Origin of the sequence: Streptomyces sp. NPDC102402, from assembly GCF_044765765.1 — a bacterium.
In the GTDB taxonomy this organism is placed as follows: domain Bacteria; phylum Actinomycetota; class Actinomycetes; order Streptomycetales; family Streptomycetaceae; genus Streptomyces.
Genome location: NZ_JBIWKR010000033.1, coordinates 1 through 17774, shown reverse-complemented (window position 1 = coordinate 17774; position 17774 = coordinate 1). Strand labels below are relative to the sequence as shown.

General features: G+C 71.6%; 15 protein-coding genes. 5 read left to right on the top strand and 10 right to left on the bottom strand.

Annotated elements, in window-relative coordinates; all coding sequences use genetic code 11:
• The 3 genes from ACIRJR_RS36725 to abc-f all read left to right on the top strand — a co-directional run.
• A partial coding sequence (locus ACIRJR_RS36725) for an adenosylhomocysteinase (protein WP_403789073.1) occupies positions 1-258 on the top strand: 258 nt, incomplete at its 5' end.
• A gap of 230 nt (positions 259-488) precedes the next feature.
• The gene (locus ACIRJR_RS36720; protein ID WP_403789071.1) at positions 489-2201 is read left to right on the top strand and encodes a class I adenylate-forming enzyme family protein; all 1713 of its coding nucleotides are present in this window, start codon (positions 489-491) and stop codon (positions 2199-2201) included.
• Positions 2202-2646: 445 nt separating this feature from the next.
• Entirely contained in the window at positions 2647-4302 is a 1656-nt protein-coding gene (gene abc-f, locus ACIRJR_RS36715) for a ribosomal protection-like ABC-F family protein (RefSeq protein ID WP_403789069.1), read from the top strand.
• On the opposite strand, the gene ACIRJR_RS36710 is transcribed toward abc-f, so the two are convergent.
• The 10 genes from ACIRJR_RS36710 to ACIRJR_RS36665 form a co-directional block, all read right to left on the bottom strand.
• Entirely contained in the window at positions 4292-5284 is a 993-nt protein-coding gene (locus ACIRJR_RS36710) for a Gfo/Idh/MocA family protein (protein WP_403789067.1), read from the bottom strand. The genes abc-f and ACIRJR_RS36710 overlap by 11 nt on opposite strands.
• Positions 5285-5327: 43 nt before the next feature.
• A complete protein-coding gene (locus ACIRJR_RS36705) occupies positions 5328-6761 on the bottom strand; it encodes an NDP-hexose 2,3-dehydratase family protein (RefSeq protein WP_403789065.1) in 1434 nt (477 codons plus the stop codon).
• Positions 6751-7533 carry a thioesterase II family protein gene (locus tag ACIRJR_RS36700; RefSeq protein WP_403789063.1) on the bottom strand — a complete coding sequence of 261 codons (783 nt, stop codon included), beginning with the start codon at positions 7531-7533 and terminating at the stop codon, positions 6751-6753. The genes ACIRJR_RS36705 and ACIRJR_RS36700 overlap by 11 nt, the downstream gene beginning before the upstream one ends.
• On the bottom strand, positions 7530-8123 hold the full coding sequence (locus tag ACIRJR_RS36695; RefSeq protein ID WP_403789061.1) for a dTDP-4-dehydrorhamnose 3,5-epimerase family protein: 594 nt from the start codon (positions 8121-8123) through the stop codon (positions 7530-7532). Before ACIRJR_RS36695 ends, ACIRJR_RS36700 begins: the two co-directional genes overlap by 4 nt.
• The gene (gene rfbB, locus ACIRJR_RS36690; RefSeq protein ID WP_403789059.1) at positions 8113-9153 is read right to left on the bottom strand and encodes a dTDP-glucose 4,6-dehydratase; all 1041 of its coding nucleotides are present in this window, start codon (positions 9151-9153) and stop codon (positions 8113-8115) included. Before rfbB ends, ACIRJR_RS36695 begins: the two co-directional genes overlap by 11 nt.
• Positions 9154-9199: 46 nt before the next feature.
• Positions 9200-10105: a glucose-1-phosphate thymidylyltransferase RfbA gene (gene rfbA, locus ACIRJR_RS36685; protein WP_403789075.1), complete on the bottom strand. Its 906-nt coding sequence runs from the start codon at positions 10103-10105 to the stop codon at positions 9200-9202.
• A 55-nt stretch (positions 10106-10160) separates the two neighbouring features.
• The gene (locus tag ACIRJR_RS36680) at positions 10161-11300 is read right to left on the bottom strand and encodes a DegT/DnrJ/EryC1/StrS family aminotransferase (protein WP_403789057.1); all 1140 of its coding nucleotides are present in this window, start codon (positions 11298-11300) and stop codon (positions 10161-10163) included.
• Positions 11297-11743, bottom strand: coding sequence for a sugar 3,4-ketoisomerase (locus ACIRJR_RS36675; protein WP_403789055.1), 447 nt, complete (start codon positions 11741-11743; stop codon positions 11297-11299). Before ACIRJR_RS36675 ends, ACIRJR_RS36680 begins: the two co-directional genes overlap by 4 nt.
• A 53-nt stretch (positions 11744-11796) precedes the next feature.
• Positions 11797-13053 carry a cytochrome P450 gene (locus tag ACIRJR_RS36670; RefSeq protein WP_403789053.1) on the bottom strand — a complete coding sequence of 419 codons (1257 nt, stop codon included), beginning with the start codon at positions 13051-13053 and terminating at the stop codon, positions 11797-11799.
• A 75-nt stretch (positions 13054-13128) separates the two neighbouring features.
• A complete protein-coding gene (locus tag ACIRJR_RS36665) occupies positions 13129-14358 on the bottom strand; it encodes a macrolide family glycosyltransferase (protein ID WP_403789051.1) in 1230 nt (409 codons plus the stop codon).
• A gap of 295 nt (positions 14359-14653) precedes the next feature.
• On the opposite strand from ACIRJR_RS36665, the gene ACIRJR_RS36660 reads away from it, so the two are divergent.
• A complete protein-coding gene (locus ACIRJR_RS36660) occupies positions 14654-15865 on the top strand; it encodes a cytochrome P450 (RefSeq protein WP_403789049.1) in 1212 nt (403 codons plus the stop codon).
• Positions 15866-15977: 112 nt separating this feature from the next.
• A partial coding sequence (locus ACIRJR_RS36655) for a type I polyketide synthase (RefSeq protein WP_403789047.1) occupies positions 15978-17774 on the top strand: 1797 nt, incomplete at its 3' end.

Genomic DNA, 17774 nt, shown 5'->3' with positions numbered 1-17774 from the left:
GGCAACGCCACCGGTCACCCCTCGTTCGTCATGTCCAACTCGTTCGCGGACCAGACCCTGGCCCAGATCGAGCTGTTCACGAAGCCCGAGGCGTACCCGACCGATGTCTACGTGCTGCCCAAGCACCTGGACGAGAAGGTCGCCCGCCTCCACCTCGACGCGCTCGGCGTCAAGCTGACGACCCTGCGCCAGGAGCAGGCCGACTACATCGGCGTCCCGGTCGAAGGCCCGTACAAGTCCGACCACTACCGCTACTGACCTCGGCCCCGGACGTCACAAGCCCGGTACCGCCACCCGCCGTCGTACGCGGTCGGCGGTACCGGCACTCCGAGGGCGCCTCCGGCGGGGGCCGGCCCCCGCGGCCGTCGTGTTCCCGACGCCGTCCCGCCCGTCGAGCCCTCTTCGAAGAATCCTCGAGCCCCCGCTCGGACGATGGGCAGACCTCGCAACCGGGGGCGCACTGCCCGGCCGAAGAAGGGAACAGAGCCGTGCCGACCTTCGCCCACCCGCACCTGCCACTGGACGGGCTGCTGCGGCGCGCCGCCGAACGGGACCCGGACGGGCCGGCCCTGCGCGACGCCCGCGGTACGGTCACCTTCGCCGAACTCGACGCCCGGGCCGACCGCGTCGCCCAGTTCCTGGAGCGCTCGGCGGGCCGCGGGGGAGCCCGGATCGGCGTCGCCAACACCCTCGACGCGTCCTTCGCCGCCGTCTACTACGGCATCGCCCGCAGCGGGAACACGATCGTGCTGATCAACCCGCTGGTCAAGGAGGTCGGGCTCGTCCACGTGATGGCCGCGGCCGGGGTCGAGCTGGCCTTCGTGTCCACGCCCACCGCCGAGCTCCTCGCCAAGACGGGCGACCGGCTGCCCCGGCTCGGCCTGGTCGTGGTCACGGACGCCGAGGACGGCATCGTCCCCGGCGACGCCGTGCCGATCGGGCTCGTACTCGACGCCGTCGCCACCGCGGTCCCCGGCCCCGAGCAGGACGGGGACCGCCTCCCCGTCGACCTGGACTCCGACGTCTGCGTCCAGTTCACCACCGGCACCACCGGCCGGCCCAAGGGCGTCCGGCTCACCCACCGCAACCTGGTCGCCAACGCCGCGCAGACCGCCGCGGCCCACCACCTCGACGCCGGTTCGGTCGTCCTCAACCACCTGCCGCTCCACCACGTCATGCACCTGAACTCGGCGGTGTACGCCGGCGCGTTCCAGGTGCTGTGCGCCGACCCCGACCCGGTCGCCTCGCTCGCCCTGGCCGAGCGCACCGGCGCCACCCACTACTACGGCCTGCCCGCACGGCTGCACGCCCTGGCCACCGACGAGCGGCTGCGCGCCGGGCCGCTGCCCGGCGTGCCCGCCCACCCCCGGCTGACCGCCGTCCTGTCCGGCGGCACCGCGCTCGACCCGAACGCCGCCCGGGTACTGCGCGAGCGGCTGGGCGTCCCCGTGGTCCAGGGTTACGGCATGGCCGAATTGTCTCCGCTCACCCACTCCCAGGACCCCCGCGACCCCAGGCCCGGATCCGTCGGCACGCCCGTGCCCGGCACCGAATGCCGGATCGTGGACCTGGAGACCCGGGCGCCGTCGGCGATCGGCGCCGTCGGCGAGGTCCAGGTGCGGGGGCCTCAGCTGATGGCCGGTTACCTCGGCGAGAGCCGCCACCCCGCCGACGCCGACGGCTGGTTCTCCACCGCCGACATCGGCCGCCTCGACGAGGACGGCGCCCTGTTCCTCGTCGACCGGATCGGCGACGTGTTCAAGTACGACAACGAACTCGTCTCGCCCACCCTGATCGAGAGCGTCGTCGCCGCCGACCCGCGAGTGGCCGAATGCATCGTGGCCGGCTGGCCCGACCCCGTGCACGGCGCGGTCACCTGGGCGGGTGTCGTGCTGCGTGACACCGGGGGCGCCGACCCCTCGGAGGTCCTCGCCGACGTCGTCGCGCGCGCCGACGGACGCCTCAGCGACTTCGAGCGGATCCGCCGCGCCGAGCTCCTGGACGCCGTGCCGCGCACCCCGGTCGGCAAACCGGCCCGCGCGGCCGTGCGCCAGAGCATCCACGCGCGCGCCGCCGCTCTTTCCCCTTCCGGCCCCTCTTCCGCGGGAGCGGTGACCACAGTGGCCTTCGGCGACCGGCTCGGCGTCCCCGGAGGCATCAGCGAGCCCCCCGCCGCCGGAGCCGCGTCATCGCGTACATGAGTGCCCGGCGGCCCGGCACATGAGCCACCGGACGTCGCGGACGGCGGCGGACGGCCGCCCACGAGCCCGTCGCCGCGCCCGCCTCCGACGGCCTCCACCGTCTCTCCACCGCGTCTCGAGTAGCGCGGGGAACGGTCGCTACAGCAACCCGACTCGGGAGGAGAGAGGATGACGAGGCTGCCGGCGGCCGCCCGCACGGGCCCGCTGGACCGTGGTCACCGCCGGGGGCGGCGCCGCCACGGCGACCTCCCGGCACAGCGTGCCCTTGCGGGAGGAGGCCGTGCGGAAGATCCTTGCAAAGGGTGCCGACACGGCGCCGGCCCACACCTGCGCCAGGGAGGCGCCGGGCCCCGACAGCACCCCAACCCCCAGCCCTGCCACGCAGTTCGCGGAGAGTCCGGTTCCCGCTCTTTGACCCCGCACCACCAGGAGTACGTATATGCGGATGTCCTCGCCCACGGCATCATGGCAGCATTCCCAGCTCACGCTGGAGGAGGTCACCAAGCGGTACGACGAACACGTCGTGCTCGACCGGGTGTCCCTCACCGTCAAGCCCGGTGAGAAGGCCGGTGTCATCGGCGACAACGGCTCAGGCAAGTCCACCCTGCTCCGGCTCATCGCCGGTGTCGAGGGCGCGGACAACGGCGAGGTGACCGTCGCCGCTCCCGGAGGTGTCGGCTACCTGCCGCAGCGCCTCGACATGCCGGCCGGAGCCACCGTCAGAGACGTGCTGGACCGCGCCTTCGCGGACCTGCGTGCCCTGGAGAAGCGTCTCCACGAGGTCGAGGACGCGCTGGTGGACGACGACAAGCGGCTGCTCACCGAGTACGGCGACCTGCTCGCGGAGTTCGAGGACCGCGGTGGCTACGAGGCCGACGCCCGGGCGGACGCGGCCCTGCACGGACTGGGCCTGCCCGGCCTCGACCGCGACCGGCCGGTGGACACCCTCTCCGGCGGCGAGCGCTCCCGGCTGGCGCTGGCCGCCGCCCTGGCCGCCGCCCCCGAGCTGCTGCTCCTCGACGAGCCCACCAACGACCTGGACGACCAGGCCGTGGACTGGCTGGAGAAGAGGCTGCGGGACCACCGCGGCACCGTCGTCGTCATCACCCACGACCGCGCCTTCCTGGAGGCGGTCACCTCAGCGATCCTCGAGGTCGACCCGGACCGCAGGACCGTCAACCGGTACGGCGACGGCTACCAGGGCTACCTCAGGGCCAAGGCCGCCGCCCGGGCCCGCTGGGAGCGGGAGTACGAGGAACACCTCGCCGAGATCGCCCGGCAGGAGACCCTCGCGGCGAATGCGGGCCGGATGCTGGCCAGCATCGCCCAGAAGGGCCCCTGGGCCTTCAGCGGATCGGAGCACCACCGGGCCAGGTCGTCCTCGTCCTCGACCTCGGGCAAGGCCCGCAACGCCAACGAGCGGCTGGCCCGGCTGCGTGCCGACCCGGTACCGCAGCCGCCCGAGCCGCTGCGCTTCACCGCATCCATCGCGGTGGACGGCGCGGCCGCCGAGGCCCCCGACGGCCCCCTCACCGAGGCCTCCGGCCTGCGGGTCGACGGCCGTCTCGGGATCGAGAAGCTGGCCCTCGGCCACTCCGAGCGGCTGCTGATCACCGGCCCCAACGGCGCGGGCAAGAGCACCCTGCTGCGCGTGCTCGCCGGCGACCTCGAGCCCGACGCGGGGACCGTGCGGCGGGCCGGACGGATCGGCTGGCTGCGCCAGGACGAACTGCCCAAGCACCCACGGCGCTCGGTGCTCGAGGAGTTCGCCGAGGGCCGCCTCGGCCATGCCGACGAGCACACCGGACAACTGCTGTCCCTGGGCCTGTTCCGGGAATCCGAACTCGACCTGCCGGTCGGCTCGCTCTCCGTGGGCCAGCGCCGCCGCATCGACCTGGCGCGCCTGGTCACCCGGCCCGTTGACCTGCTGCTCCTCGACGAGCCCACCAATCACCTGTCCCCGCTCCTTGTCGAGGAGCTGGAGCAGGCCCTGGTGGACTACACGGGAGCCGTGGTCATCGTCACGCACGACCGGCGGATGCGCCGGGCCTTCAGGGGCTCGCACCTCGAACTGAGCGGGGGAGCCGTCGTCACCGGCTGACGCGGACCGCCGCCGCCCGGATCTCGTCCAGCATCCCGGCCTGCCGCCGCGACTCCGCACCGAGGAGCGGCAGGCCGGGATGGCGCGTGTCCGGTGCGCGCACGGCCGCGGCGAAGAACCGCAGTACGGCCTCGAAATGGTCCTCCGCGGGTACCCGGATCTCCGTGTGCCCGGTGCCGGTGGCCAGCCGGATCACCGGTTCGTGACCGGGTGCCGTCGTGTACACGTGGTCCACGGACAGGGTGCCGGCGCTGCCCTGGATCTCGTACCAGGAACGGTAGTGGTGCTCCATGCCGAACCGGATCTGGGCCACGGCCCCCTCCGGAGCCGACAGCAGTACGGCTCCGGACAGGTCCACGCCGTGCTCCTCGCTGGTGCGCAGCACCGCGCCGGCCACGGTCAGGCCGCAGCCCAGGAAGCGCAGGGCGGCCCGCAGCGGGTAGACGCCGTTGTCGAGCAGGGCACCGCCGCCGACCCGCGGGTCGTAGCGTGTGTCGCCCGGCGGGCGCGGCGGGATCGTGAAGGCCGCCGAGACCGCGCGGACCTCGCCCAGGACCCCGTCCGCGAGCAGGCCCGCGACCTGCCGCTGGGTGCCGTGGTGGAGGAACATGAAGTTCTCCAGCAGTACCAGGCCGCGCTCCCGCGCCAGCCCGTACAGGGCCTCGGCCTCCGCGCCGCCGGTCGCGAGCGGCTTCTCCACCAGTACGTGCTTGCCGCTGCGCAGGGCCCGCCCGGCCCACGCGGCGTGGTGCATGGTGGGCAGGCAGAGGTAGACGGCGTCCACGTCGGTACGACCGAGCAGGTCCGTGTACGACGGCGAGGGGACGCCCCCGAAGCGGTCCGCGAACTCAGCGGCCCGCGCGGGGTCCCGCGCGGCCACGGCGGCCAGTTCCAGTCCGGGGGTGCGCAGCAGGGCGGGCAGGGTGCGGCGCGCGGCGATGTCGCCGCAGCCGAGGAGGCCCAGGCGAAGGGGAGCGGGCATGACGTCCTCGGGAGATGCGGGCGGGACCGGCCGGGCCGGCCGGTCAGTACAGGGTGTGGGCGCAGACGACGAGCGTGCGCAGTTCGACGTTGAGGTAGTTGCCGTGCGCCATCAGTTCGGTGAGCTGGGAGAAGGTCAGCCAGGCGTAGTCCCGCGGCACTTCCTCGCGGAACTCCTCGGGCACCTCGACGATCGTGTACCGGTTCTCCGCGTGGTAGAAGCGGCCACCCTCCTCGGACTGCACCGCGTCGTAGCGGATCCGCGGCTGCGGGGCGGCCAGTACATCGGCGAGGAAGGGCGGGTACGGGTCGGCACCCGGGCCTGTGTGGTCGGCCGGCCGGCAGTGCACGGTCGGCGCCAGCTCGGCCACGTTCATGTGCCCGACGTCGACCCGGGCCTGCACCAGGGCGTGCAGGGTGCCGTTGATCCGTTTGACGATCAGGGCCATCAGGCCCGGCACCTGCGGCTGGATCAGGGGCTGGGTCCAGGAGGCGACCTCGCGGTTGCTCGCCGAGATGTCGGCCGCGATGACCCGGAACCGGCGTCCACCGGTGTGCCCGATCTCCTCGTCCGTGAACTTCCAGCCGTCCTCGGCGACCTCGCCGAGCGGCACCCGGCGCTGGACCAGTTCGCGCAGCGCCCGTATGCCGGTGATCCAGCTGAGCACCTCGGCCGTGCCGTGCACCGAGGGGGCCGACAGGCCGTGGAAGGAGCGCAGGACCGGATCGGAGTCCACGCCGTCCGGTTCGGCGCCCGCGGTCGGCAGACAGGCCAGGATGGAGCGGGTGTCCATGTTGACCACGTTGTCCAGCCGCAGCAGGCGCAGGAGCTGTCCGAAGGTCAGCCAGCGGAAGGCGTCGCCGATCTCGCCGATCTCGGTGCTGTCGTCGATCTCGACGATCATGTTGCGGTTGCGTTTGGCGAGGAACCAGTCGGCCTGCTCGGACTGGAGCACGTCCACGAGGACCCGCGCCCGCCCCTGCTCCAGGAACAGGTCGAGGAACGGGATGCCGCGGCCCTGGTGGACCCCGGTGAAGTTGCTGCGTGTGGCCTGCACGGTGGGAGAGACCTGGAGCATGTTGATGTTGCCCGGCTCCATCTTGACCTGCATCAGGAAGTGCAGGACGCCGTCGATCTCCTTCGCGACGATGCCGAGCATGCCGACCTCCGGCTGCACGATGATCGGCTGCTTCCAGCCCCGCTTCGGCAGTCCGTCCGCGGTGACGTGCAGGCCCTCGACGGCGAAGAAGCGGCCCGACTCGTGGCGCAGGTTGCCGTCACCGTCGAAGTACCAGCCCCGCAGCGCGGCGAACGGCACCCGGGTGACCCGGAAGCTGCCCGCGCGGGCCTGTTCGGCCAGCCAGCCCGGCACCCGGTCCATGGGCATGGCCGCGCTGTCGGGGGTACGGGCCGACGCCAGCAGGCGGCGCGCGGTGTCCGTGCGGTCCGTGGACCGGGCCAGAGTGTCAGCGGACATGGTCCAGCGCCTCCTCGATGATGTGGCAGACGGTTTCCGAGCGGTCGTTGAGGAAGAAGTGGCCACCCGGAAGCACATGGAGGTCCACCGGGCCCCCGGCCACCTCGGACCAGCGCCGCGCGTCCTCGACGGACACGTTGGGGTCGCTGTCCCCGGTGAGCACCGTCAGCGGCACGGACAGCGGCGCTCCGGCGCGGTGCCGGTAGGCGCCTGCCATGCCGTAGTCGTTGCGGAGCGCCGGCAGCACCATCCGCAGCAGCTCCTCGTCCTGGAGCAGCACCGGATCGGTGCCCTGCAGCGTGGTGATCCGGGCGATCAGGGCCCGGTCGTCCAGCAGGTGCGCGGTGTCCGTGCGCGGCACGGTGGGTGCGCGACGGCCGGAGAGGAACAGGTGTGCGGGTTCTTCGCCCAGCTCGGTCAGCCGGCGCGCGGTCTCGTACGCGAGGGTGGCTCCCAGGCTGTGCCCGAACAGGGCGAACGGGCGGCCGGTCCACTCCCGCAGTTCCGGCAGCACCGCCTCGACCAGGGCGTCGACGGTCTCGACGAAGGGCTCCGCGCGCCGTTCCTGGCGGCCCGGGTACTGCACCGCCAGCACCTCGACGCCGACGGCGGCGAGGGCGGTGGCGAAGCCCAGGTACGCGGTGGCCGAGCCGCCGGCGTGCGGGAAGCACACCAGCCGGACGGCAGCGTCCTCGACGGGCCGGTAGCGGCTCAGCCACACACCGGAGGGGAAGGAGGGAGACGAGGGGCCACGGGTGGCGGGAGTGGTCATGACTGGACCAGCTCCCCTCGCGGCGGTGCGTACAGCGGCAGCCGGCCGGAGGCCACGGCCTCGGCGAGGGAGGGCGCCGCCGCGTCCTTCGCGGAGCGCACCGGGGGTTGTACGAGCTCCCACGGCAGGCCCAGCTCGGGGTCGAGTGCGTCGATGTCGACCATGGCCCCGGGCACGTACTCCGCGGACAGCAGGTAGTTGACGCAGGTGCCGTCCTCCAGGGCGAGGAAGGCGTGGCCGATGCCGCCGGACATGTAGAGGGCGACGCCCTCCTCGGCGTCCAGCCGGGTCACGACGTACCGGCCGAAGGACGGGGAGCCCTGACGGAGGTCGACCATCACGTCGAGGACCGAGCCCCGGACACAGGTCACCAGCTTCCCGGCGCCGGCCGGCACGTCGTTGCAGTGCACCCCGCGCAGGACGCCGCGCCGCGAGACGGAGTTGTTGACCTGGCGGACCTCGAAGGGCAGCCCGGTCGCCGCCGTCAGCTCGCTGTGCCTGGCGGCCTCGTAGAAGTGGCCGCGCTCGTCCTCGAACCGCTGGGGCGACAGCCGGTACGTGCCGGGTATACCTGTCTCGTCAATGCGCATGGGCACCTGCCGGCTGCCTCGTGTCCTGCTCGGAGGCCACCGGCCCCGGGAGCGCGGCGCGCTCCTTCAGCGGCTCCCACCACGCACGGTTCTCCTTGTACCAGGCCACCGTCGCCGCGAGGCCCTCGGCGAAGGGCACCCGCGGCTCGTAGCCCAGCTCACGGGAGATCTTCGAGATGTCCACCGAGTACCGGCGGTCGTGCGCGGCCCGGTCGGCGACCCTCCGCACCGCCGAGCTGCCCCGCCCGCACAGCTTCAGCAGCCGCTGGGTCAGTTCGATGTTGGTCAGCTCCGTGCCGCCGCCGATGTTGTAGACCTCGCCGGGGCGGCCCTTGGCGGCGACGAGGGCGATGCCGCGGCAGTGGTCGTCCACGTGCAGCCAGTCGCGGCTGTTGAGGCCGTCTCCGTACAGCGGGACGTCGAGCCCGTCGACCAGGTTGGTGGTGAACAGCGGGATCGCCTTCTCCGGGAACTGGTACGGCCCGTAGTTGTTGGAGCAGCGGGTCACGCACACCTCCAGCCCGTGCGTACGGTGGAAGGCCAGCGCCATCAGGTCCGAGGAGGCCTTGGAGGCCGCGTACGGGGAGTTGGGCAGCAGCGGGTGTTCCTCCGGCCACGAGCCCGAGCGGATCGACCCGTACACCTCGTCCGTGGAGACGTGGACGAACCGCCCCACCTTCGCCTCGACGGCCGCCTGCAGGAGGGTCTGGGTGCCGAGCACGTTGGTGCGCACGAACTCCGAGGCGTCGGCGATCGAGCGGTCCACATGCGATTCGGCCGCGAAGTGCACCACCAGGCCGGTCCCGGCCATCAGCCGCCCGACCAGCTCCTTGTCGCAGATGTCTCCGTGGACGAACTCCAGGCCCGGGTGGTCGCGGACCGGGTCGAGATTGGCGGGGTTGCCGGCGTAGGTGAGGGCGTCCAGAACCACCACCCGCGACCCCCCGAGGTCCGGATAGGCCCCGGACAGCAGCTCTCTGACGAAGTGCGAGCCGATGAAGCCCGCACCTCCGGTCACCAGGACGCGCATCTCCAACAGGCCTTTCGGGGAAGGGGACGGTGGATTCGGTGGGTGGTCAGGCAGCCGAGGAGTCGGCGCCCTGCCCGTCCGCGACGGCCCTGCGGGCGATCTCGCGCACGTAGTCGCCGTAGCTGGAGGCTCCCAGGTCGCTGCCGAGGGCGAAGCACTGCTCCGGACCGATGAAGCCCATCCGCAGGGCGATCTCCTCCACGCAGGCGATCCGCTCGCCCTGGCGCTGTTCCAGCAGCTGCACGTACTGCCCGGCCTGCAGGAGCGAGTCGTGGGTCCCCATGTCCAGCCAGGCGAACCCGCGGCCCAGCTCGTTCAGCCGGGCCCGGCCCTGGGCGAGGTACACGCGGTTGACGTCGGTGATCTCCAGCTCGCCGCGGGCCGACGGCGTCAGCCCGCGGGCGATGTCCACCACGTCGTTGTCGTACAGGTACAGGCCGGTCACCGCGAGGTTGGAGCGCGGCTTGACCGGCTTCTCCACCAGGGAGAGCAGGGTGCCGTCGGCGTCGACCTCGCCGACCCCGTACCGCTGGGGGTCCTTGACCGGGTAGCCGAACAGTTCGCAGCCGTCGAGGCGGGCCGTGGCGTGCGCGATCACCTGGGAGAAGCCGGGGCCGTGGAAGACGTTGTCCCCGAGGATCAGCGCCACGGGACTGTCGCCGATGTGCTCCTCGCCGATGAGGAAGGCCTCCGCGATGCCGCGCGGCTCGTCCTGCTGGGCGTAGCTCAGACGGATGCCGAGCTGCCCGCCGTCGCCGAGCAGGGTGCGGAACATCTCCAGGTGGTTCTTCGCCGAGATGATCTGGATGTCGCGGATGCCCGCCAGCATCAGCACCGACAGCGGATAGTAGATCATCGGCTTGTCGTACACCGGCAGTAGCTGCTTGGACAGCGCACCGGTCAGCGGGCGCAGCCGCGTGCCGCTGCCGCCGGCCAGGATGATGCCCTTCATCGGGCGGCGGGAGGCAGGACCGCCGAGCGCCGAGAGAGCCGGGGCCTTCGGGATGTCAGACATGGCTGTTCTCCGTGGCGTGACGGACCGCCGAGATGACGGTCTCCGCGTCCCGCGCGGTCAGCTGCGGGCCCATGGGCAGGCTCAGCACCTCCGCCGCCAGCCGCTCGGAGCGGGGCAGCGGAACGGACGAGGTGCCCGCGTAGGCTCCGGACCGGTGGACGGCTGTCGGGTAGTGGATCAGGCTCTCCACCCCGGCCTCGGCCAGGGCCCGCCGCAACTCCTCGCGGTGCGCGGCGCGCAGCACGTACTGGTGCCAGACGGGACCGGCCCAGGGCCGGACCGCCGGAGGGGTCACCCCCGGCAGGCCGGAGAGACCTTCGGCGTAGTGTGCGGCGATCGTGTTCCGGCGCGCGTTCCACGCGTCGAGGTACGGCAGCTTCGCCCGCAGTGCCGCGGCCTGCATCTCGTCCAGCCGGGAGTTGGTGCCGCACACCTCGTGCTCGTACTTCTCGCGGGAACCGTAGTTGCGCAGCAGCCGGATCCGCCCGGCGAGCTCCGCGTCGGAGGTGACCACGGCGCCGCCGTCGCCCAGCGCGCCCAGGTTCTTGCCCGGGTAAAAGCTGAACGCCGCCGCGTAGCGCGAACCGATCCGCCGGCCCTTGTACCGGGCCCCGTGCGCCTGGGCCGCGTCCTCCACCACCGGGATGCCCCGGGGCGCGGTGACGGCCTCGACCGCGTCGAGGTCCACCGGGTGCCCGTACGTGTGCACCGGCATGACCGCCTTGGTCCGCGGGGTGATCGCGGCCGCGAGACGGCCGGGATCGATCACGTACGAGTCGGTCTCCGGCTCCACGGGGACCGGGCGGGCCCCTGTGGCCGACACCGCGAGCCAGGTCGCGATGTACGTGTGTCCGGGGACGACCACCTCGTCGCCCTCCTTGACGCCCAGGGCCCGCAGAGTCAGCTCCAGGGCGGCCAGGCCGCTGCCGACACCGACGCAGTGGGAGTTCTCGCAGTACCGGGCGTACTCCTCCTCGAACGCCTCCAGTTCGGGGCCGAGGAGGTAGCGCCCGGAGCGCGACACCCGCAGCAGGGCGGCGTCGATCTCGGCCTGCACGCCGTCGAGGGCGTGCAGGTCCCGCAGGTCGTGGAAGGGGACGCGTGCCGCGCGCGCCGGGGCCCGCGCCGTCACAGCCCCCTCCTCGCGTCCCGCAGGAACTCGTCGTAGTCGCGGTAGTAGTCCGACTCGTCGTAGTGCAGCGAAGCCAGCACCACGCTGACCGCGCCCTCCGAGAAGTTGCTGAGGTTCCGCCACACCATCGGCCCTATGTAGAGCCCCTGGCCGGCGTCGTCGAGACGGTACTCCGCCTGGTTGATCCCGTCGTCCACGGTGATCGTGAAACTGCCGTGGACGGCGATGACGAGCTGCTCCAGCCCCCGGTGCGCGTGCCCGCCGCGAGACGAGCTGGTGTCCAGGTCGTGCAGGTAGTACACCCGCTGGATCGGGAAGCCCGCCGTCCACTCGGACTCGACGACGGACAGGTTGCCCCGTGCGTCGTTGTGCTGCTCCAACTCGATGAAGGCGCAGGCCTTGGCCCTGCCCACCCTCGGTTCTGTAGTGATGCCCACCGACATGCGATCGCGCTCCCTGGTTGCCCTGTCCGGCCGGTGCCTCAGGCGCGGCTGGATCAGCCGCGGACGACGGAGACGGGGAGACGGCGGGCGGTCAGCTGATCCGCCTCGTAGAACTCCGCCCTGCCGAGATCGACCTCGAACGACGAGAAGGTGTCGAAGGCCAGGTCGAGGAACACCTTCGCCTCGAGCCGGGCCAGGAAAGCACCGAGGCAGTGGTGGATGCCGTGACCGAAGGCCATGTGCTTGTTCGCGGACCGGTGGATGTCGAAGGTGTCCGGGTCCGGGAACTGCCCGGCGTCGCGGTTCGCCGAGGCGCTCCACGCCGTGACCATCTGTCCGGCCTTCATCGGGACCCCGAGGATGTCGGTGTCCTCCTTCAGCAGCCGGAAGATGTTGTTGAAGGGGCTGCGGTAGCGCAGCGTCTCCTCCACCGCTCCCGGGATCAGCGAGCGGTCGGCCCGCAGCTCCGCCTGCGCCTCGGGGTGCTCGTCCAGCACGATGAGCAGGTTGCTGAGCAGGGTCGCGCTGGAGATGTGGCCCGCCGTCAGCAGCAGCGCCACGATGTTGACGATCTCCTCGTCGGTGAGGCGGCGGCCGTCGACCTCGGACTCGATGAGCCCGCTCATCAGGTCGTCGCACGGCTCGGCCCGCTTCTCGGCGATCTTCGCGTACAGGTAGGAGGCCCACTCCTTGATGGCGGGACCCATGGTCTGCGCGAAGTCGTCCGGGAGGTTCGGGTACTCCATGCCCTCGTTGTTGAGGATGACGTCGACCCACTCGCGGAACAGGTCCTGGTCCGAGGCCGGGACGCCCAGCAGCTCGGAGATCACCGTCACCGGCAGCGGGTACGCCAGGTCCGTCACCGCGTCGATCTCGGTGCGGTCGCCGAGGCCGTCGAGGAGCTTGCGGGTGATCTCCCCGATGCGGGGCTCCAGCGCGGCCATCCGGCGCGGGGTGAACGCCTGGCTGACCAGCTTGCGCAGCGGGCCGTGCTTCGGCGGGTCGATGCCTCCGAAGGTTCCCGGACCCATCAGCAACGCCAGCTCCTCCGGCACGGGGAAGACCGGCGAGAAGTCCGAGGAGAAGATCTGCGGGTTGGTGGAGACGGTGTTGTAGTCCTCGTACGAGAACACCTGCCACGCGAAACGCGTCGAGTCCCAGAAGACGGGGGCCTCGGCGCGGCAGCGCGCGAACCACTCCAGGAGCCCTTCGGCGTCGGCCCCCGCCGGCTGTGCCAGCGGGTGAGGCGCCTCGGTCTCCGGGGTGTCCACGGCCACGGTGTCCGTGGCCTCGGCGATCTGTGTCGTCATGTCGGCTTCCTCAGCTGAAGTATCGGCAAGAAGTCTGGAAGGGCGGGGGCGAGCGCGAGGGGCGGGCGGGACGGCTCAGCCTGCGGCGGGCGCCGGCACCAGGAGCCGCTCGATCGCGTCGGCGGCCGCGACCGGGCCGCCCGCGGACTTGATCTCATGCCGCAGCCACGCCACCTTCGCGGCGACGGACTCGTCGGCGGCCAGGGCGAGCACGGTCTCGCGGACCTTCTCGGGAGAGATGTCCTTGCGCAGGATCTTGGCGCCCACACCCAACTGCTCCACCCGGGTCGCGGTCGCGTGCAGCTCGGCCATCTGAGGTACCGAGATGACGGGGACGCCCTCGGAGACGGCCTGGAGCACGGTGCTCGTACCACCGTGGTTGATCATCAGGGACGCGTGCTTGAGCACGGCGCCCTGCGGCACGAAGGAGTGCACCCGGACGTTCGGCGGCAGTTCGCCGAGACCGCCCTCCGTGACCCCGCCGGCGTGGGCGACCACCACGTCCCAGTCGAGGTCCGCGAAGGCGTCGACGCAGGCGCGGAAGAACTCCGGCTGCTTGTTGTACAGGGTGCCCAGGGTGACCAGCGCCAGCGGGCGGCCCGAATCGGGAGCCTCCCAGTCGCCGTGGAAGCTGTTGTCGCTCGTGCACGGGCCGACGAAGGAGACCTCCTCGCCGAACGTCTCGCCCGCGTACTGGAACGCACGCGGCAGGTAGACCAGCGCGGGACCCGAGTGCACGTCCTCCGCGAACTCCCCGATGGTCTTCTCGATGCCGTGCTCCGCCAGCAGTCCGGCGATGATCCCGAACAGCTCTCCGGTCTCCGGGTCCTCCTGCTGTTCCTCCGCGGTGTCGACCGGCGGGTGCAGGGACCAGTGCTCGTTGGCCACGTACGTCGGCGTGCTGCGGATGACCGGCACTTCCCACTTCGCCGCGAGGAACGCCCCGCTCCAGAAGGAGGACGGGTCGCACACGAGCACGTCCGGACGGCCCTCGGAGTCGAAGTGCTCCTCGAACCGCGGAAGTGTCTGCCGGGTGAGCTCCAGCATCCACTTCATCATGTTCACGAACTCCTGCTGGTCCGTGTACTCGGCGGAGTCCTGCTGCGGCACCATCGTGGCCAGGAAGCGGTCCTGGTCCATCGGATAGGGGATGAACTCCGCGCCCGTCGCGAGCACCCGCTCGCCGTAGTTCTCGGGCAGGGCGTAGCTGACCCGGTGGCCCCGCGCGACGAGCTCCCGCGCGACGGACAGCGTCGGATTGACGTGGCCGGCCGCGGGGAGAATGAAGAAGGCGATATGCGCCATCGGAGCAGCCTTTCGAGGCAAAGCGGATACGGCTTTTCGATGCAACGGAAAATACGGCCCCCTACTTGTGCGGCGCAAGAGGGGACCTGACACAGTTGCCAGCGGTTCTCCGGCCCAGCAAAGGCGTGTTGTGCGCGGCTGGAACTGCTCTCGCGCACCGCTCGAATTCCGCTGCAATCCGGCTCGAATTTCCGACCCGATTCGCGCTGACTTGACACAATCAAAAAGCGCGCCAGTGGCAGCGGTGCGGTGCTGTTGTTGGATGCCAGGGTCAGCGTACGAAGGAGATTCCGCCATGACCTGCCCTCATGCCGCCGCCGGATCCGTCCTCGGGTTTCCGTTCGGCGACCGTGTGGACCTCGCGCTCGACCCCACGTACGCCGAACTCCGGTCCGGAGAGCCCGTGGCACGGGTCCGCATGCCCTACGGCGGCGAGGCATGGCTCCTGACGCGGCACGCGGACATCAAGAAGGCCTCGGCCGACCCCCGGCTGAGCATGCACGCGGGCGCCGACAAGGACGTGCCCCGCGCCGCCCCCCGCGGGCTCGACTCCGTGGGTCTCATGGGAATGCCCCCGCAGAGCCACGCCCGGCTGCGGCGGCTCGTCTCCCGCGCCTTCACCGCCCGCCGCGTGGCCGCGATACGCCCCCGCATCGCGGAGATCACCCACGGTCTTCTCGACGATCTGGTCGCCGACGGCGGGCCCGCCGACCTCGTCGAGAAGCTCGCACTGCCCCTGCCCACCTCGGTCATCTGCGAAATGCTCGGCATCCCCCACGAGGACCAGCACATCTTCCGGAGCTTCACCGAGGCCCTGATGTCCGCCAGCCGCTACACCGAGGAGCAGGTCGGCGAGGCGGCCGAGGAATATGCCGACTACCTGCGCGGATATGTGGCCAAGCGGCGCGCGCGGCCCGAGGACGACCTGCTCAGCGCCCTCGTCGAGGCCCATGACGAAGGCGAGCAGCTCACAGAGAACGAACTGCTCATGCTCACCGGTGGCATGCTCATCGGCGGCCACGAGACCACGGCCACCCAGATCGCCGGCCACGTCCTGGTCCTCCTGAAGGACCGCGGACGCTACGAACATCTGTGCGCCCACCCCGAACTCGTGCCCGCCGCCGTGGAGGAACTCCTGCGCGTCGTCCCGCTGTGGAACAGCGTCGGACCCACCCGCGTCGCCACCGAGGACGTCGAAATCGGTGGCGTGACCATCCGCGCCGGCGAGGCCGTCGTCTACTCCCTCGCCTCCGCCAACCACGACGAGACCGTGTTCGAGGACGCCGGCGGCGTCGTCCTCGACCGTGAGCCCAACCAGCACCTCGCCTTCGGCCAGGGCCCGCACTTCTGCCTCGGCGCCCCGCTGGCCCGTGCCGAACTCCAGTGCGCCCTCGAAGCCCTCACCAGCCGCCTGCCCGGACTGCGCCTCGCCGTGCCCGCCGACGAACTCGCCTGGCACCGGGACATGCTCGTCCGCGGACTCGTGGAGCTTCCCGTCACCTGGTGACGGCGAGTGGAGCTCCCCGTCACCAGGTGACGGCGCTCCTCGTGTCGGGCACTTCTGCACTTTTCCAACTGCTCGTGGATTTCCCCACCTTATCTCTGGCTATGGAGAATCAATGATCCCCAAGAACGGTGAGCAGCTCGTGGGCGACAACGACATAGCCGTCGTGGGGATGGCTTGCCGGCTTCCGGGGGCAGATACCCCCGAAGAATTCTGGCAGCTTCTCCGGACCGGAAACCACGGCATCGTCCAGCAGGAGGACGGCACCTGGCGGGCCACCGTCGGGAACCACGGGGAATTCGACGCGGAATTCTTCGGTATGAGCCCGGCGCAGGCCGCCGCCACCGACCCGCAGCAGCGCCTCGTACTCGAACTCGGCTGGGAGGCCCTGGAACACGCCGGGATCGTCCCCGGCCGGCTTTCCGGCACCCGCACCTCCGTGTACGTCGGCGTCGCCTCCGACGACTACGCGGCCCTCGCCCACGGCACCGGGACGACCGGCGGCTACAGTGCTGCCGGCCTGCACCGGGCCATGACCGCCAACCGGCTCTCGTACCAACTCGGACTGCGCGGCCCCAGCATGGCCGTGGACACCGCTCAGTCCTCCTCGCTCGTCGCCGTCCACCTCGCCTGCGAGGGACTGCGCCGTGGCGAGAGCGACCTCGCCGTGGTCGCCGGCGTCAACCTCATCCTGTCCGACCACAGCACCACCACGATGGAACTGATGGGCGCCCTCTCCCCGGACGGCCGCTGCTACACCTTCGACGCCCGGGCCAACGGCTACGTACGCGGGGAGGGCGGCGTCTGCGTCGTCCTCAAGCCACTGCGGCAGGCCCTCGCCGACGGCGACCGCGTCCACTGCGTCGTCAAGGGCGGCGCCGTCAACAACGACGGCGGCGGTCCCAGCCTGACCACCCCGCACCAGGGCGCCCAGGAGGCCGTCCTTCGCGAGGCGTACGAGCGCGCCGACGTCCGGCCCGAGGACGTCCGCTACGTCGAACTCCACGGCACCGGCACCCGCGCCGGGGACCCCGTCGAGGCCGCGGCCCTCGGCGCGGTCCTCGGCACGGCCCGCACGCCCGGTGCTCCGCTCGCCGTCGGCTCCGCCAAGACCAACGTCGGGCACCTCGAAGGCGCCGCCGGCATCGTCGGACTCCTCAAGGCCGCTCTCGCCGTCCGCGAGGGCGAACTCCCGCCCAGCCTCAACTACGCCACCCCGAACCCCGGCATCCCGCTCGACGAGCTGAACCTCAGCGTCCAGACCGAACTGCGGCCCTGGCCCGCGGAGAAGGCGGACGGCTCCCGGCCGCGCCGGGCCGGTGTGTCCTCCTTCGGCATGGGCGGCACCAACGCCCACCTGGTGCTGGAGCAGGCCCCGGCCCCGCACCCGGCCGAGCCCGCCACCCGCACCCTGCCCGTCCTCCCCGTGATCGTCACGGGCCGCACCGCGGAGGGCCTGCGCGACCAGGCCGCCCAGCTCAGCGCCCGCATCGAGCACGGCCCGGAGCAGGGCCTGCTGGACGTCGCGTGGACCCAGGCCACCGCCCGCACCGTCTTCGGCCACCGAGCCGTGGTCCTGGCCGGTGACCGCGAGGAACTCCTCACCCGCCTGGAGCGCTCCGCCATCCACGGTGTGGCCGGTGTGACGGGGCGTCGGGTGTTGGTGTTTCCGGGGCAGGGGTCGCAGTGGGTGGGGATGGGTGCGGGGTTGTTGGAGTCGTCTTCTGTGTTCGCGGCGCGGTTGCGTGAGTGTGGGGATGCTTTGGCGCCGTTGGTTGATTTTGATGTGGTGGAGGTGGTGCGGTCGGGGGGTTCGCTGGATCGGGTTGATGTGGTGCAGCCGGTGACGTGGGCGGTGATGGTGTCGCTTGCGGAGTTGTGGCGTTCGTTGGGTGTGGTTCCGGATGCGGTG